We start from the raw sequence: 13,121 nt of genomic DNA, 5'->3' as shown, positions 1-13,121 counted from the left end.
AGAGTCCGGTCTCGCCGCCAAACTTCCCTTGCCGCCGCCTCATCGGCGCCAGTACGCCCCGCCGACCGTCGATTCGACTGCCTTGACGGCATTCCTATCTCCTGTTGAATGGAAGCATCGACCGCCGAAGCCACTGGCGACATTATCAACCTGATGTCGCACCAGAAATAGCATGACGGAGGTGCAGATGCCATGCCGACAAACGAGGGAATGCTGCTCCTGATCGCGATCCTGATTGCCGTGTTCACGATCCGGTATTGGAGGAGACTGTTCACCGCATTTCTGATCGCGTTCACCACAGTTTTCATTTTCGGGATACTCCAGATCGCAGCGATTTTCGGCATCTGAAGCGACCGACCTGCCGGCTTCCTGACTCGGTCAGGGAGCCGGCACCAAGCCCAGTCCTCTAGGACAGCAGGTCAGGAGCGGCGACGCAGCCGTCGGCGCGCGGCAGGCTCGACGACCTCCGTCACTCCGCGCACACGGGCGCAGTAGATCATCGAGTCCGCCAGCGCGACTCTGCTCTGCTCGACCACAACCCCAGATCTCGCCCGCACGTCGAGCAGGCTCTGCGTGCCGTACCGATTGCGCAACTGGCGAAGGCTGATCGCGACTCCGTCGATGTACAGGTAGGGCCGCGGTCGTACCGACAGCCAGTGCTGCCAATTCGCCGCGCGATAGCTCGAACCGGTGAATCCGAGATTCTGGTCGACCACCGTGGTGAGCAGTTCCGCGCTCGGTTCGGTCCGGGACAATTCCTTGCGGACCCCGGCGAGCAGTGTCGAAATGGCATTGGCCGGCGCGACGTCGAACGAGTAGACCCGCGACACGTCCCACATCCGCTCCGCCGGTACGCCGAACTGCCGGCTCAACTGCTTGCCCACCAGCGCCCAGTCCAAGGGCGACACGCTGCACAACGTCACCGGCCGTCGATGGATCGGATCGACCAACGCGAAGTTCCGCGACCCGGGCCGGGCGCTCCGCAGATAGTGCAGATTCCCGAAGATCGCCTCGGCGTCCTCGGTCGCGCACTCGACAAGGTGCAGTGCGCTCAGCGTGTATGTCTCGGTCGGGACCAGGTCGGGGATCTTGGCCTGGTCGGCCTGCAGGCCGGTCGCCGCGTTCCGCAGCTCGGCCTCGAGATCACGCCGCCGGATCCGACCGCTGTGCGCCGCAACCCTAGGCAGCTGCAGCAGCGTTCGTACGGTGAGTGCCCGCGTCTCGACGCCGTTCCGTGCGGCCGCGGCGGCGACTGTGGTGGCGAAACGCTCGTCGCCCGACCGGCACAGTTCGAGCGTTAGGGGGGTCCGGGCCGATTCCCGGAGGCCAGGAACTTCTGTCCCGATTGCAAGGGCGCTCATCCGGCCGCCTCCTGTCGTAGACCTTGCATCCGCGATGGGTACGTCTCACGCTCATGCGTGTCTCGCACGCTCCGTCCAGAGATGCGGCGAGCTGGGCCTCACTCACGAGTACGACCGGGTGAACCATCAGTTTCCTCATGGCCGGTGATGTCAGGCGGCCGAACTCTCCTGCGTGCGCAAACGGTGCTTCAGGATGTCCAGGCGCTTCTGGACAAGATCGTTGGTCAGCTCGATGGAACCAAGCCGCGCGATACTGGCGTCATAACTGATCTCCAGCTGGTCGAGGAGCTCGTCGTGCGGCCAGCAGAGGACTTCGTACCGTCGGAGGGCTTCGACCTGGTCGGCAGTGCAGTCGACGATCCAGCGCTGCTCGTAGGAACTCTCCATGACCTCGACCCAGCAGTGCGCCATCAGCAACGGCGTCGTTCCGAGCCGTACCTGGCCGTAGCAGTACGACAGCCTCGACGCGTCGACGCGATCGAGCAGCTGCTCGATCAGCCAGGCCGAACTGACTCCGCACTGCCCGCTCGATTTGGCCCTGTGGCCGTCCGGCTGATCCAGACCGCCCATGTATCTCGTGTCCTCCGACCAGGCGTCGGACAGGCGTTTGCGATGCTTTCCGATGTCGTCGGCCCACATCGGTAACGGTCGACTGGGCAACATCGCCGGCTGACATCCTTGCGCTCCGCGAGGTCCTGTTGACCTTGGGGCCTGGTTGTCGATCCATCTCACTGTGAATGGTCCTGTCTGTGAGGACGACGCCAATCAACCAAGTCTCACATGCGACAACGACCTGCCACAACGATCGCAACGACCCTGATGCCTTTCAACGCTGCGGTGGTAGCGCGACGGTCGCATGGAGCGGATTGGGCAACTCACCCGTTGTCGGGATCGGGGGCCGGGTGTCCAGGTCGGTGTAGCCGAGGGTCAGGCGGTAGCCGTTCAGCGGGTACCGGGTGAACGTTTCTCCGGTCAGCGCTGTGGCAGAAATCCGGTATGCGAGCTGAGGGTTCTGGGTGGCGTACAGGTCCAGTTCGCCTCTGACCAAGCCCCAGAGGTCTACCTCGGGGACGAGGGTGGACAGCGGGTTGAGGACGCCCAGGAAGAGGGCGTCGACCAGGTACTGGCGGAGGACGTTCCACGGTTTGCGGGGAAGGACTCGGTCGTGGGAGTCGGGTTCCAGGCCTCGGGCGGGGATGGGGGTGGTGGAGATGTTGACGTCGTCGACGAGGTCCTTCACGACCAGGCGGGACGGCAGGCCGGACGGGTCGCAGATGATGGCGAGGTTTTCGCCGTGGGGGTTGACCGTGATGCCGTAGCGGTGGAGGAGGTGGAGCAGGGGTCTGAGGACGGTGGTGAGGAGATGGCTGATCCAGACCTCGGGGGTGACGCCGGAGCGTTTGATGTACGTCGCTACGAGGGGCTCGCCGGCGGCATCGACGTGGAGGACGGCGGCCAAGGGCCAGGCGGTTTCGTTGGGACGCAGGCGAGGGTCCAAGGGGTCTCGCCAGATGCAGCCGAGGGTTTCGGTCCATTGGTACGGGACGCCGGGGGCCGTGTTGAGCTGGGGATGGCGGACGGTGACGGAGGCGACCTCGCCGAGGAGTTCGGCGCCGAGGGACTGCAGGACCTCATCGCGGTACCAGAGGCCGCGGAGCCACTGGGTGACCATCGGGGCGGCCAGCGTGCAGTGGGTCGGGATGCCTCGGTAGACGGAGGTGTTGAGGATCTTCAGGGGCAGCTTGACCTGGTAGCGCAGGGGCGACGAGACGTTGACCATCGTCCGGATGGACTGGGTAGGGAGATAGTCGTCAGCAGACTCCCCCAGGACGACGATCTCGCCGGTGGCGAGTTCGCGGGACCACTGGGTTCGGACGACGTGGTCGAGCTGCCACGGGTGGACTGGGAACCAGACGTACGAGTCCGGGTCGACCAACGAGCCCCGAAAGGCCTCCAGAACCTCAGGCCCCAGCTCACGGCCGACCACCGCGTGCTCCGACAGGTCAGGAGTCCCCCGGAACTCGGCCAGGCCTCGCCGCACCGCCAGCCACACCAGCCGGAGCGGCGTACGGGCCTCTGGTGCGTACAGCTCGCTGTCGGAGGCGGAGAAGCCCAGGCGGCCCTTGTTGGCGACCAGGATGGGGTGGCCGGTCAGATGCCCTTCCAGCCGGGTGTGGTGGAGGTCAGCGAGCTCCTCACTCCCCACAGCAGTGGAGGCCATCCGCACGTCGGCAGCGAGCGTGCTGGACAGCTCAGCCGTGTAGCCCGCCAGCGTCGGCCCGTCCAGCCCCAGTACGCCGCCTGCGTCCAGCAGGAACTGCAGCGGGTCGATGGCCGGTTCGCTCTCGTCGTTGCCGAGGATGCCGGCGGTGGTCCGCTGCACGGACCCCGGCGTCACCCGGTACGTCGCGAAGGCGCCCTCGGTGTACTCGAAGGTGTAGGCCACCGAGCCCAGCTCCAGCCGGCCGTCCACGGGCGTCAGCAAGGCCTCACTGCAGAACTGCGAGATCAGCTTCGCCAGTAGCTCCGACGAGCAGCGCTCCCAGCTCATGCGGGCTGGGCGAAGCTGGTGAAGGCGGTGGACTTCTGCAGCCGGAACACCTCGCGCCCGGCGACCGCGTTCAGGATCGTCGCGTTGCGGACCGCCCCGATGCCGAGGTCCGGCGCCGCGACGCCGTGGCTGTGCAGGTCGGCGTTCGAGACGAACAGCTTGGCCAGACCGCCGACACTGTGGTCCCGGTTGATCACCCACCGGCCCGCAGCATCCCGCTGCACCAGCGACTCGACCGAGTCCCCTAAAAACTCCAGCGCCCGGTTCCGGTAACCAGTAGCGGCGACAACCACGTCACACACGTGCTGGAAGGTCCGACCGCTGTCCGTATGCCGCAGCGTCAGCTCAACCCCGTCAGGCCCCTCAACAGCAGCAGTGACCGCCACACCACACTGCAGCTCAGCAGACCGCTCGCGTGAGTACAGCAGGTCGTGGATCTGGTCCAGTGTCTCGGAGGAGATCCCCTTGTAGTGCCGCCATTGCTCCTTGACCAGCCGGTCCCGCACCGGCTCGTCCAGCGCGTGGAAGTAATCCACGTACGACGGTGTGGTCATCTCCAGCACCAGCTTCGAGTAGTCCAGCGGCGCAAACGACGCCGTACGGGTCAGCCAGCTGACAGCCGGTCCGTCGGCCCGCAGCAGGTCCAGCGCGCATTCCGCCCCGGACTGCCCGGACCCGACGACTGTCACCCGCCCAGCCCGCAGCAGCTCGTCCCGCCGGTACAGGTAGTCGGCCGAGTGCAGCAGCCGCTCAGCAGGCAGGTCAGCGAGTGCAGCCGGTACGGCGGGCTCAGTGCCGACTCCAAGCACCAGGTGCCGAGCCTCGAAGACCTCACCACCCGCCACCACCTTGAAGACCGACCCGGACCACTCCACCGAGGTCACCTCGCGCCCAAAGTGCAACGAGTCCAGCTGCGCCGCGCACCACCGCAGGTAGGACTCGTACTCACGCCGGGTCGGGTGGAACTGCTCCCGCACGTAGAACTGGTACAGCCGGTCGCTGTCCCGCAGGTACGACAGGAACGACAGCCGGTGCGCCGGCTCGACCAGGCTGACCAGGTCGGCCAGGAACGAGACCTGCAGCATCGCATCGTCGAACATCAGCCCCCGGTGCCAGGTGAACTCCGGCCGGCTGTCCAGCACGGCGACCCGCAGGTCCAGCCCGTCGGCCAGCGCGGCCAGCCCGAGGTTGAACGGGCCGGCGCCGATCGCGATCACGTCGTACGGATCCGATGTCATGATGCCTCCACGGTCCGGGTGCGGACCATCAGTAGTGCGGTCTTCTCGGGCAGCTGTAGCTCCCCGGCCGGCTCGAACCCGGCCGCGGCGAACGCGCGCAGCGACGGGGTGTTGCGGACGTCGGGTTCGGCGACGACGCGGTCGCAGCGGGGATCGGCCCGCAGTACGGCGTCGGCCAGGGCGCGCAGCAGCCGCCGCCCGATCCCCCGCCCCACCTGGGCGACGTCGCCGATGGCGACGTGCAGTCCCCAGTCGTGCTCGCGCCAGGCGTAGTACTCCGCGAGCCGGTCGTGCCGGACGCGGTACAGCTCCACATACCCCAGGTCAGTGCCGTCAGCAGCGACCAGGCACGGGACCGAGTGCTCCCCCGCCGCCTGCTCGTCCAGCGACCGGGCCCAGCGCTCCACCGGCCAGTCCGACTCCCACCAGGGCACGATGTGCGGCTGCGCCATCCACTGCGCCACGACACCGGCGTCGGACGCAAGAGCCGGGCGGAGGTCGAAGCCGTCGTCCAGGTGCAGCACCGGCGCGACCTCGCACCTCATCGAGCCGCGCCCAGCCGCAAGGGGTTCGGGATCTCGAGGTAGACCGACTGGTTGTCCAGCGGTGCGACCACCTCGTCGATGCCCTTCAGCCGGGTCAGCATGTTCGCCTTGCAGGGCAGCTGGTCGGCCGTGAGCCAGCGCTGAGCCAGCCGGTCGCCGTCAGGTCCAGCAGCCTTCAGCGACGGCAGCGCGTCGGCCAGGCGATCCCGTACGACGTCCAGCAGCTCCAGCTCGTCCGCTACCCCGTCGACGCCCAGTGCACCGACCACTGCGAGCGCCTGGTTGTGCAGCAGGTAGTAGGTCAGCCGGTCGTCGACGATCGCGTCCTCGACCACAGCCAGCGTGGAGTCGCGCAGACCGGTCACCGCGAGCATGCCCTTCAGGTACGACGACGCCAGGTAGTACCCCTGGTTGTCGCGGTACGCACCGCCGCTGACACGTCCGGTGTCGTCGAGCCGGACCAGCGTGTTCTGCTGGTGCGCCTCCAGGCCGATACCGGTCTCGGCGTACAGGCAGAGCATCGGGACGAGCACGTGGTCGACGTACGACGCCACCCAAGCAGCCGGATCCTCCAGTACGCCGGGGAGCGCGCTGAGGCGGCTGACGCCGCCCAGCCGCGGTGCGACGAGTCCGGCGAGACAGGCGTAGCTGTCGACGTCAGCGGGGACCTCCCGGACAGCTACGTCGAGTCCGGTGAGCGTTGGGCCGCCCTCGTCGAGCGCTACCCACGCCGGGTCGCGCACGATCGAGAAGCCGGGGTGGGCGGTCGCCGTACCGGCGTTGTACGCCGCGTCGAGCAGGCGGTTGATCTCGAGCCCGCGGCGAAGCTCTGTCGGGGTGGACTCGCGGCGTGAGTTGGTGATCCGCAGGCCGAGGGACAGCTTGAGCATGACCGGCAGGTCCGGGTGGTACACCGTGCGGAGACTGGAGGTCGGGTACCACTGCGCGCCGAGCGGTCCGAGCGGCCGGACCCGACCGGAGCGGATCAGCTCGGCCACACGCGGCCGGTGGAGCAGGGACTCGGCCTGCCACGGGTGCGCCGGTATCAGCGCCGCACCCGCGGCAGGCGTCGTACCGGCCAGTGCGGCCATCAGTTGCGGGGCGTCCAGTCCCTGCAGTGACGGCGCACCGGCCACCTGATCCGAGGAGACCAGCTTCTGGTCTACCTCGAACCAGTGCACTGCGAAGCGGCCACCGAGCTCCGGCGAGTACGCCGCCAGCTCGGCTCCGCTCAGCCCGTCCCGGCTCTTGGGAGCGGGATGGAGTTGATGCCCGACGAGCAGGGCCTGCTCATGGGCGAGGAAGCGGCCGGGCGCCTCCGCGCCCGGGCCGTCGAAGAACGTCGCGACGTTGCGGACCGACTCGGCGGTGCGCGCGGCCAGGTCGTCGACCTCGGTGGGGTCGGCATCGACGGCGAGCAGCCGCACAAGCTCCTCCGGCGCGGAGACCTGGCCGTCGACGAGCACGTCCGTGAACAGGTGCAGACCGGTCGGCGAAGCATGCAACACCTCGGCGGTGACTTCGGCATCACCGACCAAGAAACTGAGGCGACCAGGTGAGACCGGCACCCCGGCCTCTCGCGTGTAGCACCTGAGGATGGCGTTCAGGTGGGTGGTGACAGCTGCTGCGGTGGTGGGGGTCACGCTGCTCCTTCGCCGCCGGCCGACCGGACTTTGTGGCCGGTGGCCACGACCAGGTCGAGCAGTTCCTCGAGGTCCGGCGCGGTGGCGTTCGGGTTGAGCAGCGTCAGTTTCAACGCGACCGCCGCCGGGCGGTCACCACCGCCGGGGATGGTGGTCCGGCCGATCAGCACCCGTCCCGACGTCAGCAACCGGCGCCGGACCTCCCCCTGGAGCGCGTCCACGCCGGCCGCGTCCAGGCCCCGCCCGGCGACCCGGAACAGCACCGTGGTCAAGGTCACCGGCGCCAGCAGCTCGAGGTTGCTGTCGGCAACGACCCTGGCCGCGGCGGCGTGCGCGAGCTCGTGGCAGGTGTCGAGCATCTTGCCCAGTCCGGCCCGCCCGTAAGCGGTCAGCGTCGTGGCGACTTTCACAGCGTCGGGGCGGCGCGTGGTCTGTAGACTCCGCCCGAGCAGACCGTCCAGGCCGGAGTCGATGTCGTCGACCGGGTTCAGGTAGTCGACCGATCGCCCGAGTGCCGAGAAGCGTTCCTTGTTCGCGACCAGCAGCATGCTCGTCGCGGCCGGCTGCCAGCCGATCTTGTGCAGGTCGAGTGTGACCGAGTCCGCCGCCGGCAGCTCGGCCAGCAGCGGCGCGAGCCGGTCGGAGAACAGGGCACCGAACCCGTACGCCGCGTCCGCGTGCACCCAGGCGCCGTACGGACGGGCGAGCTCCGCGATCCCCTCGATCGGATCGATCGAGCCGTAGTCCGTCGTACCGGCTGTGGCGACCACCGCGATCGGCGTCCGCCCCGGCCGGGCCAGCTCGTCAGCAAGGACGTCCAGGCGCAGGCGGAAGTCACCGTCGGTCGGGATCGCGATCACGGCGTCCTCGCCCAACCCGAGCGCGGCACACGCGCGCTGGATCGAGAAGTGCGCCAATTCGGAGCACAGCACCACGGGGCGCCGCATCCCGTACACGCCGTTCCGCCGTACGTCGAGACCGGCCGCCGCAGCCGCGTTGTCGCGCGCGATCAGCATCGCGAGCAGGTTGGAGATCGAGCCACCCGGTGTCAGCACGCCGTCCGCCGCCGGACCGAACCCGGCCATCCCCGCCAGCGCCCGCACCACCCACTGCTCGATCGCCAGCGTCGCCGGGCCGGAGTCGTAGGTGTCCATGGACGCGTTGCTCGCCGAGGCCAGCCGATCGGCATCCACCGCGACCTGAAGCACCGGCGGCTGCAGGTGCGCCGCCGCGTGCGGGTGACTGAGATCGATCCCGTCCCGCTCCAGCAGTCCGGCGATCAGATCCAGCGCCGCCGACTCGCCGACGCCGGTCGACGGCACCCGCGGCTCCCCGAGCATCGCCGCCGTTCGCCGCAACACGTCGGCCGGTAACCCAGCCGGCAACGGCCCGCGGTCCCGATCCACTACCGTGGACGCCAACGGCCACTGCACGACGTGCGGGCTGTACGGCGCCCGGACCGATGAGCTCAACGGTGCGGGACCCACTTGCTGCGACATCCAGCGACTCCAGGAAAAGTTGTTGAGTAAGGCAACCCTTACTTAGGTAGCCCTAACCTACTTCTCCAGCAGGTGATGTCAATTCAGCGGCCGTACGGCGCGCGGGTCAAGACGAACGTCGCGATGTTCAGCTCGGCGACGCTGCCGTGGTCGTCGCGGACCACGCGCAGTTTCTCGCCCGCGAAGTAGCCGTCGCGGCCCTGGTAGAGGTCAGGGCCCAACGGTGAGAAACGACACGTGAGAGCGCCGCTCAACTGGAGGATGCAACCGCTGACCGTCATGGTGACGGGGGTGTTGCCCCAGTACCAGTGGCCCAGGAGATCCTCGCCCTGCGGCAGCTCGGGCTCGGGGACCCACTCCTGCGGGAGCCACGGCTCGTGGGTCAGCGTGGCCCGCATCAGGTCGAGCGGGACCGAGGCGCACTTGCCGTACGTCGCGTTGGCGAGCGCGACGGCGCCGATGCGCCGGGCCCGGTCGAAGAACAGGCCCGCGACGAACCCGGGCATCGAGCCGGTGTGCCCGGCGAACAGGTACGGGTCGTCGGCCTGCAACCGCAGTCCCAGCCCGTACGCCGCGTTGAGCGCCTCGCGCGGATCGGCCGACGCGGGCGCCGACATCTCCTCGACGCTCTCGCGGCTCAGCACCTCGGACACCGGATCGATCCAGAAGCACGCGTACCGCGCCAGGTCTTCGATCGTGCTCCACAGCTGCCCGGCTGGAGCCATCGCCAGCGAGTCGTACGCCGGTTCTTCAGACAGCCGGCCACTGAACGGATGCACCGAGAAACCCTCGGCCGCCGGATCCTCCGGGAAGTACGTCGTACGCCGCATCTCCAGCGGCGACAGGATCCGCGAACGCACCAGCTCGATCCAGGAAGCACCCCGCAACCGCGAGACGATTTCCCCGAGCAGCCCGTAGCCGAGGTTCGAGTAGTGGTACCGCTGATCCGGTACTCCCGCGGCCTGCGACTCGTCCATCGCCGCGGCCAGCGCCTCGAACGACACTCCCGGATTGCGTTCCCACCAAAGCCCTTCGGGCTCGGCGTTCATCCCGCCCGAGTGCGACAGCAGGTGCCGGATCGTCAGGTCCCCGAACGCGATCCCCGGCAGGTACTTGCCCACGGCATCGTTCAGGGCGAGCAGCCCGTCGTCGCGGCACTGCATCACCAGCACCGCGGTCAGCGTCTTGGTGATCGACCCGATCCGGTACTGCCGCTCCGGACCGGGCAACCCACCGTCGGCCGTGGCGAACTGCCCCCGCGACCCGGTCCACACCAGCGCACCGTCGCGCACCACACCGGCCGTGATCGACGGCAGCTTCCATTCACTCTGGGCCGCCGCCACCTCGGCGTACAAGGCGGCGGCGGTGTCAGAACGAAGAGTCACTCAAAGGCCTCCGGGGAAGGGCAGGAGCAGATCAGGTTGCGGTCGCCGTACGCGCCGTCGATGCGGCGGACCGGCGGCCAGTACTTCGTGGTCCGGTCGACCGACTGCGGGAACGCGGCCTCCTCGCGGGTGTAGGCGTGCTCCCACTTGTCGTTGATCACCGCGGACGCCGTGTGCGGCGCGTTGACCAGCGGGTTGTCGTCGGCCGGCCACTCGCCCGCCGCGACCCGGTCGACCTCGTGCTTGATCGCGATCATCGCGTCGATGAAGCGGTCCAGCTCGCCCAGGTCCTCGGACTCGGTCGGCTCGACCATCAGCGTGCCGGGTACCGGGAACGACATCGTCGGCGCGTGGAAGCCGTAGTCGATCAGGCGCTTCGCGACGTCGTCGACGGTGACGCCGGTCTCCTTGGTCATCGGCCGCAGGTCGAGGATGCACTCGTGCGCGACCAGGCCGTTCTCGCCGGTGTAGAGCACCGGGAACGCGTTCTCGAGCCGCTTGGCGACGTAGTTCGCGGTCAGGACGGCGGCCTTGGTCGCCGAGGTCAGGCCCTCGGCGCCCATCATCCGGATGTAAGCCCAGGAGATCGCCAGGACGCCGGCCGAACCGAACGGCGCCGCCGAGATCGGGCCGACCCCGGAGTCCGGACCGGCCTGGTCCAGGAGCGGGTGGTTCGGCAGGTACGGCGCCAGGTGCGCGGCGACCGCGACCGGACCGACGCCCGGGCCACCGCCGCCGTGCGGGATGCAGAACGTCTTGTGCAGGTTCAGGTGCGAGACGTCGCCGCCGAACTCACCCGGCTTGGCCAGGCCGAGCAGGGCGTTCAGGTTCGCGCCGTCGACGTACACCTGACCGCCGTGGTCGTGGACGATCTGGCAGACCTCGGTCACGCTCTCCTCGTACACGCCGTGCGTGGACGGGTAGGTGATCATGATCGCGGCCAGCTTGTCCGCGTGCTCGGTCGCCTTGGCCCGCAGGTCGTCCAGGTCGATGGTGCCGTCGTCGTTGCCCTTGACAACAACAACCTTCATCCCGGCCATCACGGCGGAGGCGGCGTTGGTGCCGTGCGCCGACGACGGGATCAGGCAGACGTTGCGCTCTTCGTTACCCTCGGCCCGGTGGTATCCGCGGATCGCCAGCAGGCCGGCCAGCTCGCCCTGCGACCCGGCGTTCGGCTGGATCGAGACCTTCGCGTAGCCGGTCACCTCGGCCAGCCAGCGCTCCAGCTGGCCGATCAGCTTCACGTAGCCGGCCGCGTCCTCGATCGGCGCGAACGGGTGCAGGTCGGCGAACTCCGGCCAGGTGACCGCTTCCATCTCGGTGGTCGCGTTCAGCTTCATCGTGCACGAGCCGAGCGGGATCATGCCGCGGTCGAGCGCGTAGTCGTAGTCGGACAGCTTGCGCAGGTAGCGCAGCATCGCCGTCTCGGACCGGTGCGTGTTGAAGACCGGGTGGGTCAGGTAGTCCGACGTACGCGTGACGGCCTCGGCCAGGTTGCCACCGGCAAGCGAAGCGTCGTACCGGACGCCGAACGAGCGGCAGACCCGGCCGAGCGCGGCGGCGTCGGTCTTCTCGTCGCAGGAGATGCCGACGTGGTCCGCGTCGACCAGGCGCAGCCAGATGCCGTTCTGCCGGGCGGTGTCGACGACGTCGGCCGCACGACCGGGGACGCGCGCCAGGACGGTGTCGAAGAACTGCTCGTGCACGACCTCGACGCCACCGGCGCGCAGGGACGCGGCCAGGCTGTCGGCGTTCGCGTGGACGCGTTCGGCGATCGCCTTCAGGCCGTCGGGGCCGTGGTAGACGGCGTACATCGACGCGACGACGGCGAGCAGGACCTGCGCCGTACAGATGTTGGAGGTCGCCTTCTCGCGACGGATGTGCTGCTCGCGGGTCTGCAGCGCCAGCCGGTACGCCGGCGCGCCGTCGGCGTCGACCGAGACGCCGACGAGGCGACCGGGCAACGACCGCTCGAGCCCGGCGCGGACCGACATGAAGCCCGCGTGCGGGCCACCGTAGAACAGCGGGACGCCGAAGCGCTGCGACGAGCCGATGACGATGTCGGCACCGGCCTCACCCGGTGCCTCGAGCAACGTCAGCGCGAGCAGGTCGGAGGCGACGGCCACCAGCGTCTCGCGCTCGTGCGCGGCGGTGACCAACGGCTTGAGGTCGCGGACGACCCCGCCGGAGCCGGGGTACTGGACCAGGAAGCCGAAGAAGTCACCGTCCGGCAGACCATCGGTGGTGTCGGCGACGACGACCTCGATACCGAGCGCCTCGGCGCGGGTCTCGACGACGGCGATCGTCTGCGCGAAGCAGTCGGCGTCGACCAGGAAGCGGTTGCTCTTGCTCTTGCGGTTCGACCGGTGCGCGAGCGTCATCGCCTCGGCGGCAGCAGTGCCTTCGTCGAGCAGCGACGCGTTCGCGGTCGGCAGGCCGGTCAGGTCCGACACGGCGGTCTGGAAGTTCAGCAGCGCCTCGAGCCGGCCCTGGGAGATCTCCGGCTGGTACGGCGTGTACGCCGTGTACCAGGCGGGGTTCTCGACCAGGCGGCGGACGATCACCGACGGGGTGAAGGTGCCGTAGTAGCCCTGGCCGATCATCGAGGTGGCCACGGTGTTGCGGGCGGCGAGCTGCCGGAGCTCGGTCAGCGCGTCGACCTCGGAGGCCGGCTCGGGCAGCCGCAGCGGCTCGGCCGAGCGGATCGAGGCCGGGACCGCGGCATCGACGAGCGCGTCGACGTCGGCGTACCCGAGGGTCTGCACCATCCGGGCGACCTCGTCGGCGCGCGGACCGATGTGGCGGTCGGCGAAGGTGGCCGAAATCTGTGGGGAGATGTCGTGCGACCGGGGCGGTGGGGTGGGAAATGTATCTTGCACAGTCATGAGTGGAGGCTCCG

The 13,121-nt window shown here is 68.8% G+C and carries 10 protein-coding genes; 1 reads left to right on the top strand and 9 read right to left on the bottom strand.

All coding sequences use genetic code 11. The features are described from left to right. Positions 1-192 precede the first annotated feature (192 nt). Positions 193-348, top strand: a complete 156-nt coding sequence (locus tag HDA39_RS06905; RefSeq protein ID WP_184794398.1) for a hypothetical protein — start codon at positions 193-195, stop codon at positions 346-348. A 71-nt stretch (positions 349-419) separates the two neighbouring features. Here the strand turns inward: HDA39_RS06905 and HDA39_RS06900 are convergent, their stop codons facing one another. From HDA39_RS06900 to gcvP, 9 genes are all read right to left on the bottom strand, one after another. Beyond that, on the bottom strand, positions 420-1,361 hold the full coding sequence (locus tag HDA39_RS06900) for a Mom family adenine methylcarbamoylation protein (RefSeq protein ID WP_184794397.1): 942 nt from the start codon (positions 1,359-1,361) through the stop codon (positions 420-422). A 150-nt stretch (positions 1,362-1,511) separates the two neighbouring features. Continuing rightward, positions 1,512-2,024 carry a hypothetical protein gene (locus tag HDA39_RS06895; protein WP_184794396.1) on the bottom strand — a complete coding sequence of 171 codons (513 nt, stop codon included), beginning with the start codon at positions 2,022-2,024 and terminating at the stop codon, positions 1,512-1,514. 163 nt (positions 2,025-2,187) lie between these two features. Next, the gene (locus HDA39_RS06890) at positions 2,188-3,912 is read right to left on the bottom strand and encodes an IucA/IucC family protein (RefSeq protein WP_184794395.1); all 1,725 of its coding nucleotides are present in this window, start codon (positions 3,910-3,912) and stop codon (positions 2,188-2,190) included. Then, entirely contained in the window at positions 3,909-5,150 is a 1,242-nt protein-coding gene (locus tag HDA39_RS06885) for a lysine N(6)-hydroxylase/L-ornithine N(5)-oxygenase family protein (protein WP_184794394.1), read from the bottom strand. Before HDA39_RS06885 ends, HDA39_RS06890 begins: the two co-directional genes overlap by 4 nt. After that, positions 5,147-5,695, bottom strand: a complete 549-nt coding sequence (locus HDA39_RS06880) for a GNAT family N-acetyltransferase (RefSeq protein ID WP_184794393.1) — start codon at positions 5,693-5,695, stop codon at positions 5,147-5,149. Before HDA39_RS06880 ends, HDA39_RS06885 begins: the two co-directional genes overlap by 4 nt. Further along, complete coding sequence (locus tag HDA39_RS06875; protein ID WP_184794392.1) at positions 5,692-7,338, bottom strand: IucA/IucC family protein; 1,647 nt, start codon at positions 7,336-7,338, stop codon at positions 5,692-5,694. The genes HDA39_RS06880 and HDA39_RS06875 overlap by 4 nt, the downstream gene beginning before the upstream one ends. After that, positions 7,335-8,837 carry a pyridoxal phosphate-dependent decarboxylase family protein gene (locus HDA39_RS06870; RefSeq protein WP_184794391.1) on the bottom strand — a complete coding sequence of 501 codons (1,503 nt, stop codon included), beginning with the start codon at positions 8,835-8,837 and terminating at the stop codon, positions 7,335-7,337. The genes HDA39_RS06875 and HDA39_RS06870 overlap by 4 nt, the downstream gene beginning before the upstream one ends. An 83-nt stretch (positions 8,838-8,920) precedes the next feature. Beyond that, on the bottom strand, positions 8,921-10,222 hold the full coding sequence (locus HDA39_RS06865) for a serine hydrolase (protein ID WP_184794390.1): 1,302 nt from the start codon (positions 10,220-10,222) through the stop codon (positions 8,921-8,923). Further along, positions 10,219-13,107, bottom strand: a complete 2,889-nt coding sequence (gene gcvP, locus HDA39_RS06860) for an aminomethyl-transferring glycine dehydrogenase (RefSeq protein ID WP_202892895.1) — start codon at positions 13,105-13,107, stop codon at positions 10,219-10,221. The genes HDA39_RS06865 and gcvP overlap by 4 nt, the downstream gene beginning before the upstream one ends. Positions 13,108-13,121: the final 14 nt, after the last annotated feature.

Origin of the sequence: Kribbella italica, assembly GCF_014205135.1 — a bacterium.
In the GTDB taxonomy this organism is placed as follows: Bacteria; Actinomycetota; Actinomycetes; order Propionibacteriales; family Kribbellaceae; genus Kribbella; species Kribbella italica.
Note: the sequence above shows the minus strand (reverse complement) of the source record. Positions and strands in the feature narration are given on the sequence as shown.

Bases quoted from the DNA above. Each gene is read 5' to 3' on its own strand.
- HDA39_RS06895 (WP_184794396.1), bottom strand. From the start codon at position 2,024: ATGTTGCCCAGTCGACCGTTACCGATGTGGGCCGACGACATCGGAAAG.
- gcvP (WP_202892895.1), bottom strand. From the start codon at position 13,107: ATGACTGTGCAAGATACATTTCCCACCCCACCGCCCCGGTCGCACGAC.
- HDA39_RS06900 (WP_184794397.1), bottom strand. From the start codon at position 1,361: ATGAGCGCCCTTGCAATCGGGACAGAAGTTCCTGGCCTCCGGGAATCG.
- HDA39_RS06885 (WP_184794394.1), bottom strand. From the start codon at position 5,150: ATGACATCGGATCCGTACGACGTGATCGCGATCGGCGCCGGCCCGTTC.
- HDA39_RS06890 (WP_184794395.1), bottom strand. From the start codon at position 3,912: ATGAGCTGGGAGCGCTGCTCGTCGGAGCTACTGGCGAAGCTGATCTCG.
- HDA39_RS06905 (WP_184794398.1), top strand. From the start codon at position 193: ATGCCGACAAACGAGGGAATGCTGCTCCTGATCGCGATCCTGATTGCC.
- HDA39_RS06870 (WP_184794391.1), bottom strand. From the start codon at position 8,837: ATGTCGCAGCAAGTGGGTCCCGCACCGTTGAGCTCATCGGTCCGGGCG.
- HDA39_RS06880 (WP_184794393.1), bottom strand. From the start codon at position 5,695: ATGAGGTGCGAGGTCGCGCCGGTGCTGCACCTGGACGACGGCTTCGAC.